Origin of the sequence: Corynebacterium coyleae, from assembly GCF_030408635.1 — a bacterium.
Classification (GTDB): domain Bacteria; phylum Actinomycetota; class Actinomycetes; order Mycobacteriales; family Mycobacteriaceae; genus Corynebacterium; species Corynebacterium coyleae.
The window spans coordinates 2,361,337-2,384,580 of record NZ_CP047198.1 but is presented as its reverse complement, the minus strand read 5'-3'; the positions used below and the strand labels follow the sequence as shown (position 1 = coordinate 2,384,580).

Here is a 23,244-nt window from a genome sequence, read left to right as displayed (position 1 = left end):
CCGCAATGCGGAGCCAAGCGGTTTCCACCCGCCCGTAGATACTTCATGTCTGGCGCGAACAGCTATCGATGCAAAATGGTGCCTCGTCGGCTGCAGGGTTTTACACTCCGCCCAGGTTGGCGAAAGGTGTGATGTGCAGTTTTGCATTCGGGGTTCCGGTAAGTTCAGAAATGGTCCCGACAGATTGTGACAGCCGGACTGCCCAACGAAGGAGCTGTCAGGCCTTCCCGCCTCTAATTCAGCGCGAAGGAGCGATCTTCGCCGGTTAATGGATCCACAAACCCTAAACCGATGCACCGCAGCCGCATAGGGCGGGAGAAGTCCTCGGCGTCGGCGGGGAGCAATGTGGGGTAGATGGTGTCGCCAAGGATGGGGGCGGCTTCGGTCATCATTTGCAGCCGCAGTTGGTGGGTGCGGCCGGTTGTTGGGTGGAGAACGTAGCGTCCCAAAGGAGCGGTAACGCCATAGAGCGACTGCAACTCCTGCTCCTGCTCGGCAGGCAGCCGAGTAACGGAAGCTACCTCGGTGTGGGAGTTCGGCTCCTCACCCACGAGTACAGAACCAGCGGCTTCGCCAGCAACCTTGACCAGGTGGTGGGACCAGTCTGCAGGTACGGACAGTGCAACATACGGTGCGATCGCCTCGTACATCTTGTCCACCTCCCGGCGGGCAAAAAGTTCCTGGTAGGCGCCACGGACTTCGCGGCGTTTGGTCAACAGCAACAAACCAGAGGTGCCGCGGTCCAATCTGTGAGCGGGGGTGAGTTCTTCGTTCCCGGTGGCGCGACGGAGACGCACGGTGGCGGTTTCGGTGATGTGGGAGGCACGCGGCATCGTCGCCAGGAATGGTGGCTTGTCCACGACGAGGATGTTGTCGTCTTCGAAGACTGGAACGATGTCGTAGGGGACGGGGGTTTCGGGGGCGGGACGTCGGTAGAAGAAGACGTCGGTGCCGGGTTCGAGCCAGTCCTCGGGAGAGATTGGGGTGGTGTCGCGGTGAACGACGAGGGAGTCGTCGAAACGCTGTTGTACTGCGGAAAAGTTGTCTTCGGGGTGGCGGTGGCGCTGAGTGGAGACGAGGTGCCAGATGAAGTCGATGGCGCGGATGCCGTCGCCTTCGGGGACGCGGGCGCGGGATGCGCCGAGGCCGCCGCGGGGTGGCAGCGGCATTGCTGGTGGACCCTTCTTTCTCGCCATAGTGTGTAGTAGATTAGCCCGCATGGATTTAGGAGCATTGGTTGAGCCGTTGATGGGCTTCTTTTCGCAGGGCATTGGTAAGGCGATCGCGGACGCGTTGACCCTGATTTACAACTTGCTGTATCCGGCGAATGCGCCGGCAGCAACCCCGGTGGAGATTCCCCGCTAACTTACGCTTGCGCGACTAGAATGTGGGTATAACCAGCTGTCTAGCTCAGAAAGGCTGAGATAATGACCCAGGAAGAGACCCGCGAAGACATCGTCGTTGTTGCTGTCGATGGCAGCCCCGCTTCAGATAATGCGGTGCGTTGGGCGGCGAATACGGCGATGAAGCGTGGTATTCCGCTGCGTTTGGCTGCGAGCTACACCATGCCGCAGTTCCTGTACGCGGAGGGCATGGTTCCGCCGGCGGAGATTTTCGACGAACTCCAGCGCGAGACGATGCAGTCCGTGGATCGTGCCCGCGATATCGCACTTGAAGTGGCGCCGGACCTGCACATTGGCCACGCGGTGGCTGAGGGTTCTCCGATTGACATGCTGCTGCGTATGTCGAATGAGTCCACGATGATCGTGATGGGCTCCCGTGGTCTGGGTGGCCTGTCTGGCATGGTGCTGGGCTCCGTTTCTGGTGCTGTGGTGTCGCACGCGAACTGCCCGGTTGTGGTGGTGCGCGAGGATAGCGCGGTGACCGAGGAGAACAAGTACGGTCCGGTTGTGGTCGGTGTGGATGGCTCTGAGGTTTCGCAGCGCGCAACAGAAGTTGCCTTCGAGGAGGCGGCGGCGCGTGGTGCGGAGCTGGTTGCGGTGCACACTTGGGTGGATACGCACATCCAGGGCCCTGGTGCTGGGTACGCGGTGGCTGAGGATCACTGGGAAGCTGTGAAGCAGGATAAGCAGCAGCTTCTCGACGAGTTGTTGGCCGAACTGATCGAGAAGTACCCGGATGTCCAGGTGAAGAAGGTTATTGCACGTGACCGTCCGGTGCGCGCACTGACCAACGCGGCAGAGAACGCCCAGTTGCTGGTGACCGGTTCGCACGGTCGCGGCGGCTTCAAGGGCATGCTGCTTGGGTCCACTTCGCGTGCGCTGCTGCAGTCGGCGCCGTGCCCGATGATGGTGGTCCGTCCGGAGGAGTAATAGATTCGTTACCCAAAAGTCCGAAAAACGAGGGACAATGGTAGGGGTAACTGACAAAATCTATTTATAAGGACGGATTTCAACATGACTCCAACACTTGGTTTTATCGGCTGGATTATTATCGGCGGCCTTGCTGGCTGGATCGCATCCAAGATGCAGAACCGTGACGCACAGATGGGCATCGGCCTGAACATTCTGGTCGGTGTTATCGGTGGTTTCATCGGCGGCTGGCTGCTTGGCCTGCTCGGCTTTGATGTGGAAGGCGGGGGACGCTTCTTTAGTTTCCTGACCTGCCTGATCGGTGCGGTGATTCTGCTGTGGATTGTGAATAAGGTGACAGGTAGTCGTCGATAAGCAATCTGCTTTGAGCCCCCGGAGTGAGCTGCTCCGGGGGCTTTTCGCTGGAATAGACGAACCGTTTTGTCTATATTGAGATGGTCCTGTTTTAGGCGCGCGAAAGGAGTTCCTATTGGCCGCCGCCACGAGTAAGAAGAAGGCGCCTGCGCGCCGCCGCGATCGTCCGAGTCCTCGGCAGCGTCTGCTGGATGCCGCGACGAAGCTGTTTACAGAAGAAGGCATCCGCGTCATCGGCATTGACCGCATTTTGCGTGAGGCGGATGTGGCGAAGGCGTCGTTGTACTCGCTGCTGGGGTCGAAGGACAACTTGGTTGTTGCGTACCTGGAGGAGCTCGACGAGCAGTACCGTTCACGTTGGGGTGAGCGTGCGGCGAAGGCGCCGGATGCGGATTCGAAGATCCTCGCTTTGTTCGATATGGCGATCGAGGAGGAGCCCCAGAAGGAGTTCCGTGGCTCGCCGTTCCTCAACGCTGCGGCCGAGTACCCGCGCCCGGAGACGGAATCCGAGGAGCGGATTGTGGAGACCTGCAGGAATCATCGCCTGTGGATGCATTCCACGATCACGGAGTTGCTCAATGAGAAGAATGGCTACGATTCGTCCTCGTTGACGGATGAGCTGCTGATCTTTTTGGAGGGTGGGCTTGCTGGTGCGCGCATTTTGCGTGACAGTGCCCCCTTGCACACTGCTAAGGCTCTGGCCAAGTCCAAGTTGGGCGCGCCGCCACCGGATTACTCCATTTAGTTATGGCTGGGAAGAATCGTGTCAGTGTCTCGCAGGTGATTGGCGAGGTCCTGCTGACGGTTGGTGTGTTGCTGTTGCTGTTCGCGTTTTATGAGTCCTATTGGACCAATTTGGCGTCGGCGAAGATGCAGGACGATGTGCAGACGAGGCTTGAGGAGCAGTGGGTGAACCCTCGTCAGGCAAAGCACGCCGAGTTGGGGGACGCGCTTGCGAAGATGTATATCCCGGCGTTTGGGCAGGACTACCAGTTCGCCATCGTCGAGGGCGTGCAGGAGGCGCAGTTGCTCACGGGTCCGGGGCACTACCCGGATACGCAGTACCCGGGCCAAGATGGCAACTTTGCGGTCGCTGGTCACCGTGTGGGCAAGGGTGCGCCGTTTAATGATCTTGGCGCGCTGAAGGCCTGTGACGCGATCGTTGTGGAGACGCAGAAGGAGTGGGTGACGTATCGGGTGATGCCGTTGTCGCCGGATCCGGCGGCTCGTCACGCGGAGGGCGCCGGATGCTTGCCGGAGCAGATGAATGAGCGCATCGCGTCGGGCGATTACCAGCACGTGCTTGGCCGGGAGATCACGCTGCCGGGCAACATTGAGGTGGTCAACCCGATGCCTGGGTCGAAGTCCACGAAGGTGGAGCCCGGCATGGAGGGCTTGATTACATTGACCACGTGTCACCCACAGTTCTCTAACGCGGAGCGCATGATCATTCACGCGGTGCGCACGGAAGTGACGCCGAAGGACCAGGCGGGTGCGCTCCCGCCGGCGATGACGGAGGTGGATTAGCCCATGTATGCAGCGTTGTGGCGCAAACTACCGGGCCCGCCGGTGGTGAAGTGGCTGCTCACCGCCATCATTGTGGTGTTGTTATTCCTCCTGCTCATGGAGGTTATTTACCCATGGGTGTCGGCGCAGATGCCGTATAACGACGTCGCGGTGTAGCCCTTAGAGCCAGCGCGGTACCGGTGGGTGCCAGGCGCGCAGTGCTGCGATGAGTTCGTCGGGGTCGTCGGCGACGATGAGGTGTGCTCGGTCGGTGGCGCGCACAAAGCCGTGGGCGACCATGTGGTCCACCATGGCGATGAAGGGGGCCCAGAAGTCGCGGCCGAGCAGCCCGATGGGTTTGCGGTGGAGGCCGAGTTGTTGGTTGGTCCATTCGTCGAAAAGTTCGTCGAGGGTGCCGGCGCCGCCGGGCAGGGCCACGATGGCGTCGGAAAGTTCGCTCATGCGCGCTTTGCGTTCGGCGAGGGTGTCCACCATTTCGAGGCGTTCGAGCCCGTCGTACTGGATCTCGTATTGCGCGAGGTGGTGTGTGAGGACACCAATGCTTTTCGACGACCCCCTCGCCACCTCACCCATCAACCCGAGCTTGGATCCGCCGTAGACCAGAGTGATGTCGTGGCGGGAGAGTGCTTTGCCGAGCTCGTGGGCCAGGATGGCGTTGTTAGGGTCGGTGCCCTCGCGGGCGCCGGCGAACACGGCGATGGCGTTGATGTTCGCGGGGGTTAGCGCGGGAAAGATTTGGGTGCGCAGCAGGGGCGCGATTTCGAAGTCGGCGTGGTCGGTGGGGTCGATCCAGGTGGCTTCGGCGATCTCGGCGGCGGGGGCCGGATCGGCGGGCAGGCCGGGGTGGAGGAACACAGTGGAGGTCACGCTGTGGCCGGGCTCGTTGGAGGCCTCGGCGGTAAACGTGCCCAGGTAGCTCAAGTGTTCGGGGTCGACGTCGATGCCGATTTCTTCGCGGGTTTCGCGCATTGCGGTTTGCAGGCGGGTCTCGCCGCCTTCCGGCTTGCCTCCGGGGAGTTGGAAGCGCGGGCTGGAGTGTTTGCGCACGCACAGGACGCGCCCGGCGTTGTCGGTGAATACGATGGCGGCGACGTTGATGGTGTTCATTACAGCCCTAGGTTAGTGATTGCTTCGGTGGCTACCGCTTCGGCTTTGACCGACTCGTCTTGGTTGGTAAACACCGTCACGGCCACGTTGCCTTTGGCCACGGAGTATGCGGCGCCGATGCGGTTGGGGACGTCTCCGCCGCCATGGCGGCCACCGTCCCAGCCTGCGGGGTGGTCGGCGGGTTGGGTGAGGTCCACTGGGGTGGCCCAGTCCACCACCGCCATGGCCTGTTCGGGGGAGTCCATGTGGCGCACGATCACGGTCAGTTGGGGTTCTTCGGGGTAGGACCAGAACTGGCAGGCTGGGGTGTCGAAGCGGGTGTCGGTGCCCACCCCGGTGACGCGCTGGCCGTTGGTGCGCGCTACCCACTCGGTGTCCAGGTAGGGGCATTCCTGCCACCCGTCGCGCGAGGTGTCCGGCAGCGCTTCGACCGGCAGGCCGGAATCGGGGGTGGGAGCGGGTTCGGGGGTGGGGGTGTCGTCGTTAAGCGATTGCTCCCCGCAACCGGCGAGGGCGAGCACGAGCAGCACGATGGGTAATCTCGAACGCATGAGCTCCAGATTAGTGCTGCTGGAGCAGCACCCCGGAAAACGTACCGAAAACAGCGCGCTTGATTCCGGCATCACCATTTTGGCTGTGTGCCTGATGGTGGTGTCGCTGGGCGCGCTGGCGCGGATGCCTCTGAACGAGGCGCTGCTGCACATTTTGCTCACCGCCGGGTTCGCGTTCCTGCTGTTCTACGGCATGGTGGAGATGTACCGGTGGGGCAGGTGGGGCCGCATCGTGTGGGCGTTTAGCGCGACAGCGCTGTGGGTGGCGGATACGACGGTGTCGCCGGTAGCGGTGTACTGGGTGTTCGTGCTGTTCTTCGTCTACCTGCGGGCGATGCGCGGCTGGCTCGGCTACGCCTGGGTGGCGGTGGGGCTGGCAATTAGTATCGCGGTGCAGATCCCGGCGGGGCTCACGCTCGGCGGGGTGATGGGGCCGGCGCTGTCGGCGGTGGTGGTGATGGCGATTGATTGGGCGTTTTTCACCATCAATAAGGTCAGCCAAGAACGCCAGCAGCTTATCGACGAACTCCTGACCACCCGCGACCGTCTCGCCGAAACTGAGCGCGCCGCCGGTGTGGCACAGGAACGCGAGCGCCTCGCACACGAGATTCACGACACGGTGGCGCAGAACCTGTCCTCGATCCAGATGCTGCTGCACTCCGCCGAGCGCGACATCCAGGGGCTTGGCGTGGATGCGACGCAGCCGCTGCGCAAAATGGAAACGGCGCGCCGGGCGGCGTCGAACAACCTGGCAGAAACGCGCGCGATGATTGCGGCGTTGGCGCCGGCGCCGTTGACGGAGTCGTCGTTACGTGAAGCGCTCGAGCGAGTCGCGGGTGATTTTGCCACGGCGGGCGAGTTGGACATCGAGGTGGAGAAAGACGGCGAGGCCATCCAGCTGCCCATGCGCGTGGAGGCTGGCTTGCTGCGCATCGCCCAAGGCGCGGTATCCAACGTGGTCAACCATGCCGAGGCCACCCGTACCCGCATCACGCTGACCTACGCGCCGGACGAGGTGCGCCTGGACGTGGTGGACAACGGGCGCGGCTTCGACGTGGATGCTCAGGAACTCAAACCCAGCGGGTTGGGGCATTTGGGGCTGGACGCGATGCGTTCACGTGCGGCAGAACTGGGTGGGAAGTTGGACATTGAGTCCGCGCCGGGCGGGCCTACGGCCCTTTCTGTCGCCGTGCCGGTTAATATCAACCAAAAGACGTAAACGAGGAGGTCCCCGGTGATTAGAGTCCTGCTGGCAGACGACCACGAGATCGTTCGCCTCGGCCTGCGTGCCGTGCTCGAAGAAGCGGACGACATCGAGGTCGTGGCAGAAGTTGCCACCGCGGAAGGCGCGATCGCCGCAGCGCAAGCCGGCGGCATTGACGTGGTGTTGATGGACCTGCGCTTCGGCGCCGGTGCGGAAGGCCAGCGTGTGACCACGGGTGCGCAGGCGACGGCGGAGATCCGTTCCCGAATGACCAACCCGCCGAAGGTGCTGGTGGTGACCAACTACGACACGGATGCGGACATCCTCGGCGCAATCGAGGCCGGCGCAGTGGGCTACCTGCTGAAGGACGCCCCGCCGGAGGAGTTGGTCGCGGCGGTGCGCTCGACCGCCCGCGGTGATGCCACCATGTCGCCGGTGGTGCGCGACCGTTTGGAAACGCGCGAGCGTACGCCACGTTCCTCGCTCACACCGCGCGAGTTGGAGGTGCTGCAACTGGTGGCTGCTGGTTCGTCGAACCGCGAGATCGGCCACGAACTCATGCTGTCTGAGGCCACCGTGAAGTCCCACCTTGTCCACATTTACGACAAGTTGGGTGTGCGCTCGCGCACCTCGGCCGTGGCGTCGGCGCGCGAGCAGGGTGTGCTCTAACTAGCGGGAGAGGCGCTCCTGGACATCGCCGGCGAGGACGTTGAGGTCCTCGTCGATGGAGTTGTGAGCCAGACGGCGCTGCTCCGGGTTGGCGTGTTCGGCGTTGCGGACGGCCTGCTCGAGCTCGTCGAGACGCACGCTCGCGTCACGCTTGAAGCTCTCGGTCAACTCGCCGGAGCCGGACACGCTTGCGCGGATCGCCTCGATGCGGGCCTTGAGCTCGGCGCCGCGGCCGGAGTGGCGCGCCAGATCACCTGCGGACAGGCCGAGGCCTGCTGCGTTGGCGTTCACCTGGTTCTGCTGCAGGGAGGTCAGCGCCTTGTAGATCAGCGGCAGCGCGATGGGGATGAGGACGCGGGCGGCGCCGGTCCACTGCTTGGCCTTCTTCTTGGTAATGCCGGCTTCCTCGATGCGCTTCAGGTGAGCCTTAGCCAGGTCCTTTTCGTGCTTGCGCTTGCGCTTCAGGCCCTTCTTCTCTTCCTTCAGCAGACGCTTTTCTGCCTTGTCCAGCAGTTCGGCGGTGCGCTTGTCGGCCTTCGCCTGATCCTTGGCCAGTTGGCGTGCGTGCACCTCAGCGGCCTTGATTTCGGCCTTGACGTTGCGGCGTGCTTTGCGGATGATGCCCAGGACACCCATGGTCGGTACTCCTTGCGTTTTCGTTTGCGTTAACTCCAAACAACTGTACCTGTCGGTCCGGCAACGCTGCCCGGGTATCGTGGCAGGCATTGTGAAACCTCCCACCGTGGGCGGGACTGCCCAACCAGCGCAGCCGGTGCGGGCGTCCGATCTTGTCGGGTGCCGCTACCGGCTGCGTCAGCGACGCGCGCACCCGGATACGCCTGAGTTGCCGGATGCGCTGCTGCGCCAACCGCAGATTGATGCGGGTCGTGCTGCTGTGTTCGATGCGTTGCCGGTGAGGCGTGCGGTTGGGGATGGCCGCGGAAAGGCCTTTACGCGCATTGATATCGATCCGGGTGCGGGGGTGGATGCGCGGATCGTCGAGACGCGATTGGCGCTGAAGCGTCGCGCACACCTGATCACCAACGCGGCGCTCGAGGGGGAGGTTGACGGGGTGCCCACCCTTGCGGAGGTCGACGTGCTGGTGCGCACCGAACGCGGGTACGCGCCGGTGATTATCTCGAACCACCGGGTGGCGCGCGAGCATCCGACGAACGAGATGTTGATGGTGCCCACCGGCCGGCTTGGGCTGGGCCGGGCGATGACGGTGAAGGCGAAGGGCCGCCACCACACGGTTGATGGTTACCGGCTGGCCATGGCGCATGTGCTGTTGGGCACGCTCGCGGATGGTCGCGGCGGTGCGGTCGGGCAGGATCGGGCGCGCGTGTACGTTGTCGACCCCGCCCGCTACGTCCCGCAGTTGCGTGAGGCGCTTGCGGTGGAGATCCCGGACGAGCCGAAGCGGATGAAACAGTGCGCATCCTGCCGGTTTTGGCCGCTGTGCAAGCCGCGCCTGGAGGAACTTGACGACATTTCGCTGCTCCTGCCGGGCGGCCGCGGGGACGTGTGGCGCGAGGAGGGGATCACCACGGTGCAGTCGCTTATCGACGACGGCCCCGCCGAACCCGCAGCCATCGCCCGCGCCTGGCGCGCCGGTATCCCCGTGCTGCGGCGGGAGAAGTTGGCGCCGGTGCCGCGCGCCGACGTGGAGATCGACATCGACATGGAGGCCTACCTCGACCAGGGCGCCTACCTGTGGGGTGCGTACGACGGTGAACAGTACCGCGCGTTTGTCACCTGGGAAGACGTTGGTGGTGCGGCCGAGGAGGCGAACTTCAACGCGTTCTGGTCGTGGCTGATGCAGCGGCGCCGCGACGCCCGCGAGGCTGGCCAGACCTTCCGCGCTTACTGTTATGCGGCGGGTGGGGAGAACCATTGGCTGCGGTCGTCGGCACGCAGGTTTGCCTCGGTGGACGAGGCGGAGGTTGCGGAGTTCATCGCGTCTGAGGACTGGGTCGACGTGTTCGCCCTGGTGCGACGTTCGCTCGTCGGCACGGATGGGCTCGGCCTGAAAGTACTCGGGCCTGTGGTCGGCTTCGCGTGGGAGGATGACGACGTGGATGGGGAACGCTCTGTGGCACTGCGTCGCGCGGGAAGGCTTGGCGATATCGAAGCGCGCGACATGCTCATCCGCTACAACGAAGACGACTGCCTGGCCACCCGTGCCGTGCGCGACTTCCTCGACGCCGGCGCGCCGGGCGTGCCACGATTGGGCCAGGTTTAGCGGGGTTTAGCGGGGCTCCGCCTTCCACAGCGCCGCACCCGTGGCCACGAGGGCAGCAAGTAGTCCGGCGAGCACACCGACGAAGCCTGCCCACGGCAACGCCTCGTACGCACGCCCGGTGGCAGCACCCAGGATCGACGAGCCCATGTAGTAGCAGAACACGTACATACTGGAGGCCTCCGCACGGTCGCGCTCGGCGATGAGCCCAACCCAACCGGATGCCGTGGAGTGCAGCGCGAAGAAGCTGGCGGTGAACACCAATAGGCCAAGCAGCGTGATCCACAGCGACCCGCTGGCTGCGGCAAGCGCGCCGAGGAGCATGAGTATCGACGACGCCAGCACCACCACCCCGTGCCCATGGCGCTTCAGCAGCACACCGGCACGGGCGCTTGACCACGTGCCGGACAGGTACACCACGTACACCAGGCCGGACAAGGCTGCGGGCAGGCCGAAGTCGAGCACCGCGCGAAAGCCGAAGAAGTTGTACATGGACACGAACACGCCCATGGCTACGAACGCGGTGGTGTAGAGCACCAGCAGCCGGGGGTTGCGCAGGTGGCGGGCCATGGCGCGAATTTCCGCGCTTGGGCGGATGGAGAGCTTCGGTACGAAATTGCGCTGCTCCGGAAGCAGCCACACGGCAACCACCGCCAGGAGGAAAGCGACGAGCCCGCTGCCGAGTAGCGCCCACCGCCAGGTGGTGACCTCCAAAAGCCCTGCCGGGATGAGACGTCCGGTGAGCCCACCGATGCTGTTGCCGGCGATGTAGAGCCCCATCGCGCCGGGTAGGTCCCGGTGGTCGAGTTCTTCGGACAGCCACGTCATGGCCACAGCCGGGGTGCCGGCGATCATCGCGCCCTGGAAGGCACGCATGGCGATGAGTTGTTCGGCGTTTTGGGCGATGGGCAGCAACAAGCCGATGCCGGTGGCGGCCAGTGCGGAGATGACCAGGATGCGCCCGCGCCCGTACTTTTCCGAGAGGATCGACGCCGGCACCACGCACAGCGCAAGGGCGCCGGTGGCGGCGGAGACCGTCAGTGCGGCGGTGGAGGGCGTGATGTCCAACTCGGTGGTGAGCGTGGGCAGCAGGGCCTGGGTTGCGTAGAGGGTGTTGAAGATGGCGAGGCCGAACGCCAGCATCGCTAGCGTTGCTTTGCGGTATTCAGGACTGCCTTTTCTCACCCTGCCTATGTTACGAAACTTCTCGCGGGGGAATTACGCAACAAAAACTTTGCGAAAATACTTGCAGTTAAGGCGACCCTAACTTAGACTGCTTCTTGAGTTCATGCGGACTCGACGTATCACAGGGAAAACAACAAGCGCCCGCCACCTCCTTTCGGAGGTGGCGGGCGCTTGTATTAGCTAGGTCGCTGCAGGTTTATGCAGAAGCCTTTGCGTAGCGCTCGTTGACGTCGTCCCAGTTGACAACGTTCCACCAAGCCTCGACGTAGTCAGCCTTGACGTTCTTGTACTGCAGGTAGAAAGCGTGCTCCCACATATCGAGCATCAGGACCGGGGTGAAGTCCACGGAGATGTTGCCCTGCTGGTCGGTCATCTGCTGGATGATCAGACGGCCAGCGATGTGGTCGTAACCAAGCACTGCCCAGCCGGAGCCCTGCAGGCCGTTAGCCACGGCAGCGAACTGCTTCTTAAAGCCCTCGAAGGAGCCGAAGTCGCGGTCGATAGCCTCGGCGATTGCGCCGGTCGGGTTGCCACCAGCGTTCGGTGCCATGTTCTTCCAGAAGATGGAGTGGTTCGTGTGGCCACCGAGGTTGAACGCAAGGTTCTTGGTCAGTGCGCGGATCTTGTCGGCGTTTGCGTCGCCGTTGCGCTCTGCCTCAAGAGCCTCGAGTGCAGTGTTTGCGCCGTTGACGTAGTTAGCGTGGTGCTTGTCATGGTGCAGCTGCATAATCTCTGCGGAGATGTGCGGCTCAAGTGCGTCGTATGCGTACGGGAGATCAGGAAGCTCGTAAACAGCCATGATGGTTTCCTTTCGTTTGATTTCGTGTACGGCAACCATCGTAGAGAAAATTTGGGAACAGTGTTGTGCCCAAACTCGTTACAGCAGATATGGGATTTCTTTTCGCACCTGAGCCAAAGCTTGTCGACGACACCACGGCCCTCCCCGGCCGCCCCGAACCCGTCCTTGCCAACCCCCGCCCGCACGCCGTGCTGACCACCCCGATTACCGGCCCGTGGCGTGAGGGGCAGAAGCGCATCCTCATCGGGATTGGCTGCTTCTGGGGTGCGGAGAAGATGTTCTGGCAGCTCGACGGTGTTGAATCGACCTCGGTCGGCTACGGCGGCGGCATTACCCCGAACCCCACCTACCGCGAAGTCTGCTCCGGCCAGACCAACCACGTGGAGTTGGTGGAGGTGGTCTACGACCCGGAGGTGATCTCGCTGAAGGAGATCGTTAAGACTGCACTCGAGGCGCATGACCCAACCCAGGGCTACCGCCAAGGCAACGACGTGGGCACCCAGTACCGCTCCGCCTTCTACACCGACACCGAGGAAGAGGCCGAGCAGATCCGTGAGTGGATCCGCCAGTACGAGGCGGACCTGAACAGCGCTGGCTACGGCGACATCACCACCGAAGTGCGCGCCGGCGCGCCGTACTACCTCGCTGAGGAGGAGCACCAGCAGTACCTGCACAAGGTGCCCAACGGCTACTGCCCGCACCACTCCACCGGCGTGGCCTGCGGCATTTAGTAGCCGTGCTTGGAGGGGAACCCTCCGACGGGGCGGCGCAGTTTGGTGGCGTCGTTGTGGATCCAGGCGGCCACGCGCTTGATCTCGTCCTTGGAAAGCGCGGCGTTTGAATCCTCGTCTGAACGCTCGCCGTGGATGACGCCGTTCCAATACGCCACGGTTTCCTCGTGGTAGTTGTGCCCGTGGGGCGACGGGTAATCCTTGGAGGACAACTGGTCGATGGCAATCTGCCAGTACGTCACCAGCGGCATCCAACGCATGGTGTGCAGCGCGTCCAAGTGCTGTTTTTTCGGTGCCGGAACCCCGCGCGAGCCCGGCTCCTTCAGCCAGTCCGGCCGGCGCCACGCCAGGCTGTGGTCCCACCACACCACCGGATCCGAGGCGTGTTGGGCGAACACGACGCGCGGGGCCTCCCACTTCTGCGCGTAGGCGTCGCCTTGGAAGTCGTGGATGAGGTGGTCGGGGTGGGCGGTGAAGCGGACGTGGAGGCCGTCGTCGATAAGCGGAAGGCGCTCCGGAGAACCTTGTTGGCGCTTCTTGGTCAACTCGCTGTGGTTGCGGGCGAAGCCGGGCGTGCCGGTGAACACGGCGCCGGAGGTGAGTGCGAAGAGTTCCTCGACGGACTCGAATGCGTCGGAAACCCCGTAGGCGCCGAGCGATTCGCCGCCGACGAAGAGTTTCGGGCGGGAGGATTCGGGGATGTTCTCGAGTTCGCGCAGGATGTACTCGATCAACATGCGCGAGGAGCGCACCGGGTTCGTGCGGTCCGCAAGATACGAATACGCCGAGGGCAGATACGAGTACTGCATAGCGACGATCGCACTATCGCCGCCGGTGACAAACTCGAACCCGGACGTGTGGAAGTCGTTGATCCAGCCCGTGCCGGCCGCCGACATCACCGCGATGTGGGAGCGCTCAAACGCGCCGGTGCGGTACATCTCCTTAATGGCCAGGCGCGCCATCTGCTCAAAGTCCGGCTCGTCCTGCTCACGCTCCAGATCCAGGCCGACGAAGACACGGATCGGCTCGTGCGCCTCCCGGCCGAGGACACGTTCAATGTCCTCCTTTCGCGGGCCACCGGAGACCACCGCGCGACCCTGGCGGCCCATGAGGTTCCAATCCACCGAAGACTCCGGCGAACCCGAACGCTGCGGACGATGCGGCTGCACCGCGCCACGCATGTACTCACGGTCCAACTCGAAGGCGCGCCGGCTCGCATTGGAGAGGAACCGACGCAGCACCACCCGGTCGCTTACCAACACCAGCAGCACACCACCGCCCACGATGGCGATTGGCCACGACGCCACCGGCGGCAACTTCTTGCCCAGCAGCTCGTTGAGTGCATCGATGAAGGACTGGATCGCATCGCCGACCAGCAGCACCGTGCCGTATCCGAGCGTGCCCAGCATCACGCCACCCGCCAGGTCAGAAGCCCGGAACGTGTCGTCGCTTTGCACCAGGCGCTTCAGCCGTATGCGCCGGCGGATCGAGGTGGCGAACACCGCAACCGTGGTCGCGGTCATCGCAACACGCGCTGGGCGGGGCAAACGTCCAGTCCCGGTTGGTGGGGTCGTCGGCCCGAACGCGCGCGCAAGGCCCGTCGCAACCCCGTGGCCGATGCCCTGGAGTACCGCCACGTTCGCCGCGGTCGCCCACCAGTTGTGTGGCAGCAACGACGGAGACACCGCACCCCACGTGGCCACCTCCGCGCCGACCAAACCAGAGCGAAACGCGGGCGGCAGGCGGTGCGGGCCAAGCAGGCGGATCGCGGGGGAGAGGTCCCCCAACACCTGCACCGCGCCGATCGGTACCGCCAGCCAACCGTCGCGGCTGAACGAGAACCGTTGGCGCGCACGCCATACTGCGTTGGGCAGTTTCGCGCTGATGTTGCGGATGGCGTTGCGGGTGTCGTCGATAAGCACGCTCGCTATTGTCCCAAACTTCTTACGCTCGCGGGCGGGCGCAAGAGCGAGTAGCCTGTGGGCCGTGAGCCACAACACCGCACCAAAAATCGTCGCCCACCGGGGATTTTCCGGATCCTACCCAGAACTCACACAGCGCGCGTTTGAAAAGGCGCTCGAACTTCCCATCCACGGCATCGAATGCGATGTACGGCTCACCCGTGACGGGCGAGTTGTCGTCTTCCACGACCCCACCCTGATCCGCACCGCGGGCGTGCGTGGGCGCATCGACTTCAACGACTACAACGACCTGCGCGAACTGAACGTCGGCACCAAAGAGGACCCGCAGCGGATCATGCTGCTGGAAGAACTGCTCGAACTCATGCAGGACTACCCCGACAAACACATCTACATAGAGACCAAACACCCCACCCCGCACGGGCCTGAGGTGGACGAACAGACCTTCCGCATGCTCAGGTACGCGCGTCTCGACGACTCCCCGAACATCCACCTCGCGTCCTTCTCCCACCGCGCGGTGCGCTACTTCACCGACATGGCGCCCGAACTGGAAACCTTCTACCTGTTCCGCCTGCGCGAGATGAAGTGGAACAAAAAGAACCGCATGTTCTCCCGCCCCTACGGTGTGGGCCCTGCGCTGCAGCACCTGCAACTGCGCACTGAGCTGCTGGGATACCGCGGTTTGAAGACGTACACCTGGACCGTAAACACACCACGTGGCATGCAATGGTGCGCCGACAAAGGCGTGGATGTGATGGCAACAGACCTGCCCGATCTCGCCCTGGAAATCTTTGGCAACCACACCGCTGTTGTGTCTGACTAGCTTGTTGCCCGCCGGTGTCGTGCGCGCCGGTACGATTGCGCGCATGGTGCAACGCAAACCGAAGAAAAAGAAGAACCGCGCAGACCTGCCCGAGGGCATGTCGCGCCGCGAGGCAAAACTCGCAGCCCGCGCCGCTGAGCGCGAGAAGTTCCAGAAGGACCCCCGCCCGTACGGCGGTCTGGCAGCAGAAGCCGACCTGGTAGCGCTGCAGGAGTTCGTCCCCTCTGCCGTGACCACGGTGGATGTGAAGGGCACCCCGGTCAACATCGTGACCGTCCTGCCGGGCGCCGGTGCCGCGCTCGTGCGCGAGGAGGACCAGGGCGGCGAGCGTTTCGTCGCGCTTCAGGTCACCTCCCACTCCCAGAACCCGGGCCGCGACCTCGCGTACGCCCTGAACTGGGTAGTGAATGCGAAGCCGGGCGAGACGCTGCAGTCCACCGTCGCCGACGGTTCGCAGCCGGAGCTGTCGGAGCTTCTTAGCGACGACGCCACCCTGGACATCACCACCTACCAGGACTTCTCCTGGTGGTTCCCGGAGGGGGCTTCGGTCCCGCCGCAGATCCAGCAGGCGCTGCGCCAGGCCAACGACGCCGTCCTGCCGTCTGAGAAGATCGGCGAGAACCTGCCGGGCGCAATCTGGTGGGTTAACCCGGGCGGCGGCAAGGCACACATCCGCTGGGTGCGCACCGAAGATAACGAGGCGCAGATGCTGTCCGCACTGGCACGCATCGCGGCACGTGGCGAGCTGAACCTGGGCGAGGACACCAAGTTCGCCGGCGCATTCCGCACCCACGGCCTGGTTGTTCCGGTGTTCGACCTCGACCCGTCCGTGGCGGCCGACTCCTACGAGGCGGCGCTGGCGGAACTGGATAAGAAGATCACCGCCGAGTACGCCAACGACGCTGCATTATCTGCAGACGAGCGCAAACAACTGGACAATATTAAGTCCCGTCAGGTGACCATCTAAGCGGCAAATAGTTCGCTGATTGGTCCTTTGCCGGCCATTGGGATTCCCTTTCACCTGCCCTGTTTCTGGGTTGGGCTCGAAAGGGGGTTCCGGTGGCCGGTTTTATAACGTTTTGGTAACACTCCGAGTTTTATGCGTTTCTATGCGTTTATAGTTTCCGGCAACGTTGTCGGGAGTCGTCGACAACTAGCAAAAGCAAAAAACAAGGAGAAACCATGTCCTCTTCGAAAGGACGGGCAAAGCTGCTCAAGTCGGCACTTGCCCTTATCGCGTGCGGCGCGCTGACGACCGCATGTGCATCCACCGAATCTGACTCCAACGAGGCAGCGGATGCACCGGCAGGGGACGGCGTGATCACCGTCGGCACCACCGACAAGATCACGAAACTCGACCCGGCCGGGTCGTACGACAACGGCAGCTACAACGTCATGCGCCAGGTGTACGGCTTCCTGCTGGAAACCCCGCAGGGCGCACTCGACGCCGAGCCGGTGCCGTCGCTGGCTGAGTCTGCTGAGTTCACCAGCCCCACCGAGTACACGGTGAAGCTGAAGGAAGGCCTGAAGTTCGAAAACGGCAACGACCTGACCTCGTCCGATGTGAAGTTCACGTTCGACCGCCAGATTGCTATCGACGATCCGAACGGCCCGGCCTCCATGCTGGCCAACCTTGATTCGGTCGAGGCTCCGGACGACACCACCGTTGTGTTCAAGCTCAAGGAAGGCAACGACCAGACCTTCCCGTTCGTGCTGAACTCCCCGGTGAGCCCGATCGTCGATGAGGATGTATTCCCGGCTGACAAGGTCCTGGAGAACGCCGACGTTGTTGCTGGCAAGCCGTTTGCCGGCCAGTACTCGATTAGCGACTTCAACGAGAACCAGCTCATCGCCTACTCCCCGCGCGCTGACTACAAGGGCCTCATGGGCACCGCAGCGAACGACGGTGTGAACGTCAAGTACTACGCCGACGCGTCGAACATGAAGCTCGACGTGCAGAAGAACAACATCGACGTCGCATACCGTTCCCTGTCCGCAACGGACATCGACGATCTGCGTAACGACGACAACGTGAAGGTCGTCGAAGGTCCGGGCGGCGAGATCCGCTACATGGTCTTCAACTTCGACACCATGCCGTACGGCGCGAAGGCCGACAACGCTGACCCGGCGAAGGCGAAGGCTGTACGTCAGGCAATCGCAGCGTCGATCGACCGTCCGGCGCTGGCCACCAACGTGTACAAGGACACCTTCGCACCGCTGTACTCCGTTGTTCCGGAATCCATGCGTGGCGCGAACGAGGCTGTGAAGGACAAGTACCTGCAGGCAGACGGTAAGCCGGACGCTGAGAAGGCGAAGAAGATCCTCGAGGATGCCGGCGTTGAAACCCCGGTGAACATCGCACTGCAGTACAACCCGGACCACTACGGTCCGTCCTCCGGTGACGAGTACGCGGCAATCAAGTCGCAGCTGGAAGCAGACGGCCTGTTCACGGTCGACCTGCAGTCCACCGAGTGGGTCCAGTACGCCAAGGACCGCACCAACGACGTCTACCCGCTCTACCAGCTGGGTTGGTTCCCGGACTTCCCGGATTCCGACAACTACCTGACCCCGTTCTTCACCCTGAACAACTTCCTGGGCAACCACTTCGAAGACGAGAAGGTTGACACCATGATCCGTGAATCCGCAACGGAGCCGGACCACGATGCTCGCGACAAGAAGATCGGCGAGATCCAGGACTACATGGCAGACGAACTGTCCACCGTGCCGCTGCTGCAGGGCAAGCAGTTCGCCATCGTTGGCAAGGACGTCGAGGGCGTTGTTCTGGACTCCTCGTTCATGCTCTTCCTCGGCCCGATTACCAAGTAAGTTAGGCACCTCGAAACCATGACTACCGCCGTCAAGGCGGAAAACGACCAGAAAACGAGTAAGGATCGCGGCGGAAGTTTCCTGCGCTACATCCTTATTCGTTTTCTGCTTATTTTCCCCACCATCTTCATTCTGATCACCACCGTCTTCTTCCTCATGCGTTCCACCGGTGACCCGATCACCGCGGCGCTGGGTGGGCGACTGTCTCCCGACGAGCTCGCACGCCGTGTGGAGGAAGCGGGATACGACCGGCCGTTGATCATCCAGTACTTCGACTACTTGGGCGATGTTGTTCGCGGCGACTTCGGCACCACGTTTACCGACGGCCGGGAGGTGACCGAGCTACTGACTACCTACGGTGCCGCGACAGCTGAGCTGGTGTTCTACGGCCTGATCGTGGCCATCCTGATCGGTGTACCCGGCGGCATGGTTGCTGCAGCGTTCCGCGACCGCCTGCCGGACGCGGTGCTGCGCATCTTCGGCATCCTCGCCTACGCCACCCCGGTGTTCTTCGTCGGTTTGCTGCTCAAGCTGGTCTTTTCTGTCAAGCTTGGATGGCTGCCGGTCGCAGGTCGTGTCTCCACCTCTGGGGAGTCGACGCTGCGTTCCATCACGAACCCGACGCCGTTCTACGGCCTTGATGCGCTGCGGCTTGGGGACCCAGCGCTGATCAAGGACATTGCTACGCACGCGGTGCTGCCGTCGCTTGCGCTGGGTCTGCTGCTTGGTGGTGTGTTCCTGCGTCTTGTGCGCACGAACATCATCGGCACGTTTGAGCGCCAGTACATCGAGTCCGCCCGTTCGCGCGGTGTGAAGGAACGTCGCCTGGTCACCCACCACGCGCTGCGTCCTGCGCTGATCCCGGTGATCACCGTGATGGGCATGCAGATTGCACTCTCACTTGGTGGCGCGGTGCTGACGGAAACCACCTTCGAATGGAAGGGGCTGGGCTACATCCTGGTGCAGTACATGCAAGCGCGTGACTACGTGGCTGTGCAGGGCATTGTGATGCTCATGGCAGTGATTGTGGCCGTGACCAACTTCATCGTTGACATCATCGCTGCGTTCGTCGACCCGAGGGTGAGGTTCTAATGAACTGGAAGAAACTCCCATTGGTGAAGGACGTCATCCGTTCCGCCGGTTTGCAGCGGTTCATGCTCATCCTCGGCCTGGTGCTCACCGCCGGGCTGCTACTCACGGCAATCTTCGCGCCACTGATCGCCCCGTACACCTGGTCGCAGACTGGCGACGACGCGGGCGCGTTCGGCACCCAGCAAGCACCGTCGGCCGAACACATCTGGGGCACGACCGTCGCAGGGTTCGACGTGTTCTCGCGCGTGGTGTGGGGTACCCGCACCGCGGTGCTGGTCATCGTCGCGTCCGTGCTGATGTCGATCATTCTCGGTGTGCTGCTGGGTTTGATCTCCGGTTACGTCGGTGGCTGGCTCGACAGGATTCTGGTGATGATCGCCGACGCTGTGTACGCCTTCCCGTCGCTGCTGTTGGCGATTGTCATGTCGATCGCGCTGACCGGCGGTAAGTCCAGCGCGCTCGGCGGTATCGCCGCGGCGGCAATCTCGATCACGGTGGTGTTCATCCCGCAATACTTCCGCGTCATCCGTGCGGAGACGATGCGGTTGAAGTCGGAACCGTTCGTGGAATCCGCGATGGTCGTCGGTGCATCCCACTGGCGCATCATGGCGGTGCACATCTTCCGCAACGCCACCCGCACCCTGCCGCTGATCTTCACGCTTAACGCGTCGGAGGCCATCCTCACCCTTGCGGGCCTGGGCTTTATCGGTTTCGGTATCGAGCCGACCTCCGCCGCTGAGTGGGGATACGACCTCAACCGTGCGGTTTCGGACGTCACCTCCGGCATCTGGTGGACTGCGCTGTTCCCGGGCCTGGCCATCGTGCTGGCGGTGCTGGGTATCACACTCGTTGGTGAGTCGTTGAATGATTTGAATGATCCGCGGTTGCGTGTTCGTCGTAAAGCAAAAGCGAAAGACGGCGACCAGTTTGAGGAGGTAGCGGCATGAACCGCGTAGACATTCAGGACCTCCACGTCGGGTTTAATACCGACGCTGGGTTCGTGCACGCCGTCAAGGGCGTGAACCTCGAGGTCGAGCCGGGTGAGATTCTTGCGCTGGTCGGCGAGTCCGGCTCCGGCAAGACGGTTACCGCGCGATCCGTGCTCGGCCTGCTCGGCGACACCGCCGTGTCCAAGGGCGCGGTGCTCGTTGAGGGCAACGACGTCACCGTCATGAACCACGACGAACTGCGCAAGATGCGCGGGCGCGACGTGTCCATGATCTTCCAGGAGCCGTCGAGCGCAATGAACCCGGTGTTCCCCATCTGGTGGCAGATGGCGGAAGGGCTCAAGGCGCACAACCCGAAGATCTCGAAGAAGGAAGCCAAGGCACGTTGCGTCGAAGCACTTCGCGCGGTTGGTATCCCTGAGCCGGAGAAGCGTATCAACCGCTACCCGCACGAGTTCTCGGGTGGTCAGAAGCAGCGCATCATGATCGCCATGGCGGTGGAACTCGGCGCGAACACCATCGTTGCCGACGAGCCAACCACCGCCCTGGACGTAACCGTGCAGGCGGAGATTCTGCAGCTCTTGCGCAAGCTTCGCGACGAGCGCGGCACCTCGATCATCATCATCACCCACAACATGGGTGTGGTCGCGGACCTGGCTGACTCGGTGGCCGTGATGTACCACGGCAAGATCATTGAGCGCGCCCCGGTGCGCGAACTGTTTGCCAACCCGCGCGAGGACTACACCAAGAAACTCCTGGGTGCGGTGCCGCGACTGGGCACGAAGTCGCTCAGCGTGATCACGCCGGCGGCGGAACTCGAGGCGATGCGCATCACCACACCCGTGGTGGAAGCAGACGGTTTGGAGGTGACCTACCCGGGTCGCCTCGGAGCGCCGTCGTTTACCGCGGTGAAAGGTGTGTCCTTCCAGATCCACAAGGGCGAAGTGTTCGGCCTGGTGGGTGAGTCTGGTTCCGGCAAGACCACCATTGGTAGGTCCATGGTGGGCCTGGAGAAGGTCACCGGTGGATCACTGAAGGTGCTAGGCAAGGAACTCAACGGCATCCGCGCGGCCGAACTACGGGAACTGCGCAAGCGCGTCGGCTTCGTGTTCCAGGACCCAGCGACCTCCTTCAACCCGTATTTCACGGTGGAGGAGTGCATCACCGAGCCACTCGTGGTCAACTCCGATGTATCCGCGAAGGAACGCAAGCAGCGCGCGGCGGAACTGCTCGAGGCGGTTGAACTGCCGAGTTCGTTCGCGTCGCGCTACCCGCACGAGTTGTCGGGTGGTCAGCGCCAGCGCGTCTCGCTCGCCCGCGGCCTTGTGCTCGACCCGGAGCTGCTCATTGCCGACGAGCCCACCTCCGCCCTGGACGTCTCCGTCCAAGCGGTGGTGCTGGACCTGTTCCAATCGCTGCAGCGCGACCTCGGGTTCGCGGCCCTGTTCATCAGCCACGACCTGGCCGTGGTGGACATGGTCTCCCACACCGTCGGCGTGCTCTACCACGGTGACCTGGTCGAATGCGGCTATGGCAAGGACGTTATGGCGAACCCGCAGCAGGCCTACACGCAGCGCCTCGTCGGTTCGCTGCCCGTGCCTGATCCGGTCGAGCAGGCAGCGCGGCGCGAGGCGTTGTTCGCCTCGCGCGCAGAAGGCAGCGTTTAGCCGTAGACCTTCTGGCCTGCCACCCAGGTCTTCCACGTAATCGGCATGCCTGGGCGGTAGGCCAGGTTGATGGCGTTTTCTGCATCCAGGATGTGCAGGTCGGCGGCCGCGCCGGGCACCAGCGTGCCCTTGGCCGGGCGGCCCTGCGGGTCCTTGCCGTCGCCGACGTTGTGACGGCGCAGCGCCTTCGCACCGCCGGTGGTGGCAGCCTCGATCGCCTCGTCGAGCGTGAGGTACTGCTGCAGCACCGCGGTGGTCACGCAGAAGTTCATCGAGGACGTAAACGACGTACCGGGGTTGAGGTTGGATGCGATGGCGACGGTGGCGCCGGCGTCGATAAGTTTGCGCCCCGGTGCAAGATCCTCGCGGGTGGACAGATCGCAGGCAGGCAGCAGCGTGGCTACGGTGTCCGAACCGGCCAGCAGCTCGAAGTCCTCATCAGAGAGGTAGTTGACGTGGTCCACGCTGGCCGCGCCCATCTCCACCGCAAGCTTCACGCCCGGGCCCTGCCCAAGCTGGTTGCCGTGCACGCGCACACCCAGGCCAACCTTTTTGCCGGCCTCGAGGACGCGGCGGGACTGCTCCTCGTTAAACGCTCCGCGCTCGCAGAACACGTCGATCCACTGCACGTGGTCCTTCACCGCATCCAGCATCGGGCCGACGACCTCGTCGATGTATTCGTCAGCGTCCGCCCCCGGCGGGACCAGGTGTGCGCCGAGGAACGTCACCTCGTCCACGTGGCGGGCGGCCACGCGTGCGGCCTCTGCCTCGGACTCGACGTTCAGGCCGTAGCCGGTTTTGGTCTCAAAGGTGGTGGTGCCGCCCGCATGGCCTGCGGCGACGCGCTCCGCCACCAACTTATCCAGGCGCTCCTCGCCTGCGGAGCGGGTTGCCTCCATGGTCACGGCGATGCCGCCGGCGGCGTAGGACTCGCCGGCCATGCGGGCCTCGAACTCTTCGGCGCGGTTGCCGTCGAAAACCATGTGGGAGTGGGAATCTACCCAGCCGGGCAGGACTGCGCGCCCGCCAACATCGACGGTTTCGGCGGCGTTTGCTGCTTCCGCGGGGGCTTCGTCGGCGGGGCCGACCCAGGCGATCACGCCGTCGTCGATAAGCAATGCTGCGTTCTTAATGGTGCCCAGCTCGGAGACCGTGCGGAGCTCGGAAATGCCAGTAATAAAGGTGCTCATGGGTGCCTTTCTTCGGAGGGCTTCGTGGGGCCCAGGGTAACGAAAAGCGCTGACGCGCCCGTGAGGGAAACGTCAGCGCTC

At 63.3% G+C, this 23,244-nt stretch carries 24 protein-coding genes; 16 read left to right on the top strand and 8 right to left on the bottom strand.

The window, feature by feature from the left end; all coding sequences use genetic code 11:
* Positions 1 to 233: 233 nt before the first annotated feature.
* Positions 234 to 1,283: a pseudouridine synthase gene (locus tag CCOY_RS11475; protein WP_092100922.1), complete on the bottom strand. Its 1,050-nt coding sequence runs from the start codon at positions 1,281 to 1,283 to the stop codon at positions 234 to 236.
* Here CCOY_RS11475 and CCOY_RS11470 point away from each other — a divergent pair.
* The 6 genes from CCOY_RS11470 (at position 1,219) to CCOY_RS11445 (ending at position 4,370) form a co-directional block, all read left to right on the top strand.
* Entirely contained in the window at positions 1,219 to 1,365 is a 147-nt protein-coding gene (locus tag CCOY_RS11470) for a hypothetical protein (RefSeq protein WP_167594476.1), read from the top strand. The genes CCOY_RS11475 and CCOY_RS11470 overlap by 65 nt on opposite strands.
* A 62-nt stretch (positions 1,366 to 1,427) precedes the next feature.
* Positions 1,428 to 2,333, top strand: coding sequence for a universal stress protein (locus CCOY_RS11465; protein WP_070422661.1), 906 nt, complete (start codon positions 1,428 to 1,430; stop codon positions 2,331 to 2,333).
* Positions 2,334 to 2,417: 84 nt separating this feature from the next.
* Positions 2,418 to 2,687 (top strand): GlsB/YeaQ/YmgE family stress response membrane protein, encoded by a 270-nt coding sequence (locus CCOY_RS11460; protein ID WP_070422660.1) that lies wholly within the window; start codon positions 2,418 to 2,420, stop codon positions 2,685 to 2,687.
* Between the two features lie 115 nt (positions 2,688 to 2,802).
* Complete coding sequence (locus CCOY_RS11455; RefSeq protein WP_070422659.1) at positions 2,803 to 3,432, top strand: TetR/AcrR family transcriptional regulator; 630 nt, start codon at positions 2,803 to 2,805, stop codon at positions 3,430 to 3,432.
* Between the two features lie 2 nt (positions 3,433 to 3,434).
* On the top strand, positions 3,435 to 4,214 hold the full coding sequence (locus CCOY_RS11450) for a class E sortase (protein ID WP_092100920.1): 780 nt from the start codon (positions 3,435 to 3,437) through the stop codon (positions 4,212 to 4,214).
* A gap of 3 nt (positions 4,215 to 4,217) precedes the next feature.
* Complete coding sequence (locus tag CCOY_RS11445; protein ID WP_092100918.1) at positions 4,218 to 4,370, top strand: hypothetical protein; 153 nt, start codon at positions 4,218 to 4,220, stop codon at positions 4,368 to 4,370.
* A gap of 3 nt (positions 4,371 to 4,373) precedes the next feature.
* Here the strand turns inward: CCOY_RS11445 and CCOY_RS12170 are convergent, their stop codons facing one another.
* A complete protein-coding gene (locus tag CCOY_RS12170) occupies positions 4,374 to 5,321 on the bottom strand; it encodes a TIGR00730 family Rossman fold protein (protein WP_092100917.1) in 948 nt (315 codons plus the stop codon).
* Positions 5,321 to 5,872, bottom strand: a complete 552-nt coding sequence (locus tag CCOY_RS11430; RefSeq protein WP_070829304.1) for a DUF2020 domain-containing protein — start codon at positions 5,870 to 5,872, stop codon at positions 5,321 to 5,323. Before CCOY_RS11430 ends, CCOY_RS12170 begins: the two co-directional genes overlap by 1 nt.
* Between CCOY_RS11430 and CCOY_RS11425 the strand changes: the two genes are divergently transcribed.
* On the top strand, positions 5,871 to 7,091 hold the full coding sequence (locus CCOY_RS11425) for a sensor histidine kinase (RefSeq protein ID WP_092102866.1): 1,221 nt from the start codon (positions 5,871 to 5,873) through the stop codon (positions 7,089 to 7,091). The two genes, CCOY_RS11430 and CCOY_RS11425, sit on opposite strands and share 2 nt — an antisense overlap.
* Before the next feature lie 15 nt (positions 7,092 to 7,106).
* A complete protein-coding gene (locus tag CCOY_RS11420) occupies positions 7,107 to 7,745 on the top strand; it encodes a LuxR C-terminal-related transcriptional regulator (protein WP_070819949.1) in 639 nt (212 codons plus the stop codon).
* On the opposite strand, the gene CCOY_RS11415 is transcribed toward CCOY_RS11420, so the two are convergent.
* A complete protein-coding gene (locus CCOY_RS11415; protein WP_092100915.1) occupies positions 7,746 to 8,381 on the bottom strand; it encodes a DUF6474 family protein in 636 nt (211 codons plus the stop codon).
* A 91-nt stretch (positions 8,382 to 8,472) separates the two neighbouring features.
* Here CCOY_RS11415 and CCOY_RS11410 point away from each other — a divergent pair, with 91 nt between their 5' ends.
* Positions 8,473 to 9,987, top strand: coding sequence for a TM0106 family RecB-like putative nuclease (locus tag CCOY_RS11410; RefSeq protein ID WP_244268650.1), 1,515 nt, complete (start codon positions 8,473 to 8,475; stop codon positions 9,985 to 9,987).
* Between the two features lie 6 nt (positions 9,988 to 9,993).
* On the opposite strand, the gene CCOY_RS11405 is transcribed toward CCOY_RS11410, so the two are convergent.
* Both CCOY_RS11405 and CCOY_RS11400 read right to left on the bottom strand, forming a co-directional pair.
* A complete protein-coding gene (locus CCOY_RS11405; RefSeq protein WP_092100911.1) occupies positions 9,994 to 11,127 on the bottom strand; it encodes an MFS transporter in 1,134 nt (377 codons plus the stop codon).
* Positions 11,128 to 11,365: 238 nt separating this feature from the next.
* Positions 11,366 to 11,968 (bottom strand): superoxide dismutase, encoded by a 603-nt coding sequence (locus tag CCOY_RS11400; RefSeq protein ID WP_070568946.1) that lies wholly within the window; start codon positions 11,966 to 11,968, stop codon positions 11,366 to 11,368.
* Between the two features lie 89 nt (positions 11,969 to 12,057).
* Between CCOY_RS11400 and msrA the strand changes: the two genes are divergently transcribed.
* The gene (gene msrA / locus CCOY_RS11395) at positions 12,058 to 12,699 is read left to right on the top strand and encodes a peptide-methionine (S)-S-oxide reductase MsrA (RefSeq protein ID WP_070453367.1); all 642 of its coding nucleotides are present in this window, start codon (positions 12,058 to 12,060) and stop codon (positions 12,697 to 12,699) included.
* Here the strand turns inward: msrA and CCOY_RS11390 are convergent.
* On the bottom strand, positions 12,696 to 14,621 hold the full coding sequence (locus CCOY_RS11390) for an alpha/beta-hydrolase family protein (protein ID WP_244268649.1): 1,926 nt from the start codon (positions 14,619 to 14,621) through the stop codon (positions 12,696 to 12,698). The genes msrA and CCOY_RS11390 overlap by 4 nt on opposite strands.
* 64 nt (positions 14,622 to 14,685) lie before the next feature.
* On the opposite strand from CCOY_RS11390, the gene CCOY_RS11385 reads away from it, so the two are divergent.
* From CCOY_RS11385 to CCOY_RS11360, 6 genes are all read left to right on the top strand, one after another.
* Positions 14,686 to 15,441, top strand: coding sequence for a glycerophosphodiester phosphodiesterase family protein (locus CCOY_RS11385; protein WP_070422651.1), 756 nt, complete (start codon positions 14,686 to 14,688; stop codon positions 15,439 to 15,441).
* 43 nt (positions 15,442 to 15,484) lie between these two features.
* Positions 15,485 to 16,408 (top strand): DUF5926 family protein, encoded by a 924-nt coding sequence (locus CCOY_RS11380; RefSeq protein ID WP_070453414.1) that lies wholly within the window; start codon positions 15,485 to 15,487, stop codon positions 16,406 to 16,408.
* A 215-nt stretch (positions 16,409 to 16,623) separates the two neighbouring features.
* Positions 16,624 to 18,267 carry an ABC transporter substrate-binding protein gene (locus CCOY_RS11375; RefSeq protein ID WP_092100907.1) on the top strand — a complete coding sequence of 548 codons (1,644 nt, stop codon included), beginning with the start codon at positions 16,624 to 16,626 and terminating at the stop codon, positions 18,265 to 18,267.
* A gap of 18 nt (positions 18,268 to 18,285) precedes the next feature.
* On the top strand, positions 18,286 to 19,359 hold the full coding sequence (locus CCOY_RS11370; protein WP_092100905.1) for an ABC transporter permease: 1,074 nt from the start codon (positions 18,286 to 18,288) through the stop codon (positions 19,357 to 19,359).
* Positions 19,359 to 20,306, top strand: a complete 948-nt coding sequence (locus CCOY_RS11365; RefSeq protein ID WP_092100903.1) for an ABC transporter permease — start codon at positions 19,359 to 19,361, stop codon at positions 20,304 to 20,306. The genes CCOY_RS11370 and CCOY_RS11365 overlap by 1 nt, the downstream gene beginning before the upstream one ends.
* Positions 20,303 to 21,973 carry a dipeptide ABC transporter ATP-binding protein gene (locus CCOY_RS11360; RefSeq protein ID WP_092100901.1) on the top strand — a complete coding sequence of 557 codons (1,671 nt, stop codon included), beginning with the start codon at positions 20,303 to 20,305 and terminating at the stop codon, positions 21,971 to 21,973. Before CCOY_RS11365 ends, CCOY_RS11360 begins: the two co-directional genes overlap by 4 nt.
* Here the strand turns inward: CCOY_RS11360 and hutI are convergent.
* Complete coding sequence (hutI, locus tag CCOY_RS11355) at positions 21,970 to 23,163, bottom strand: imidazolonepropionase (protein WP_092100899.1); 1,194 nt, start codon at positions 23,161 to 23,163, stop codon at positions 21,970 to 21,972. The two genes, CCOY_RS11360 and hutI, sit on opposite strands and share 4 nt — an antisense overlap.
* Between the last annotated feature and the right edge of the window lie 81 nt (positions 23,164 to 23,244).